This window comes from Dietzia sp. KRD202 (assembly GCF_017168155.1).
In the GTDB taxonomy this organism is placed as follows: domain Bacteria; phylum Actinomycetota; class Actinomycetes; order Mycobacteriales; family Mycobacteriaceae; genus Dietzia; species Dietzia kunjamensis.
On the sequence record NZ_JABFAN010000078.1, the window covers coordinates 1 to 460 of the forward strand.

A 460-nucleotide genomic window follows, 5' to 3' on the forward strand; every position below is an offset into this window, starting at 1 on the left:
ACTCAAACCACTCGTGATTAAGAAGCATGGGCGCAGAGCCAAGAGTATTTTTCGGTATGGGCTTGACTATCTCCGAAACATTGTTCTCAACTTGGAACAGAAAATGGATGAATTCCTTAATGTTTTACAATTTTTGTCCTGTACTTAGGTAAACAACTTAGACTAGAGCAGCTTGCTATATACTATGCGTGACTGCTTCGACCAATAGGCGGCTTTGTCCTCTTGACCTAAAACCTGATACACTTCCGCCAGCCGATATGCTGCCATTGCCTGTGCTTCGGTATCTTTGTTAATTAGGGCAAGTTTGCTTGCCTGCTGGTAACTCGCTACAGCTTGAGGGAATAATTCAATTTGTGCATAAAGTTCACCAAGGAGGTAGTGAACTGCTGGTATTTGACTACCTTTTGCCGCTTCTAGTAATTGAGTAGCTTCGGCAATCAATCCTCTGCCAATATAAAGC

General features: G+C 42.8%; 1 protein-coding gene. It reads right to left on the bottom strand.

The features are described 5' to 3' along the window. Positions 1–162: 162 nt before the first annotated feature. The coding region (locus J1M64_RS18800; protein ID WP_206475186.1) for a tetratricopeptide repeat protein at positions 163–460 on the bottom strand (298 nt) is incomplete at its 5' end.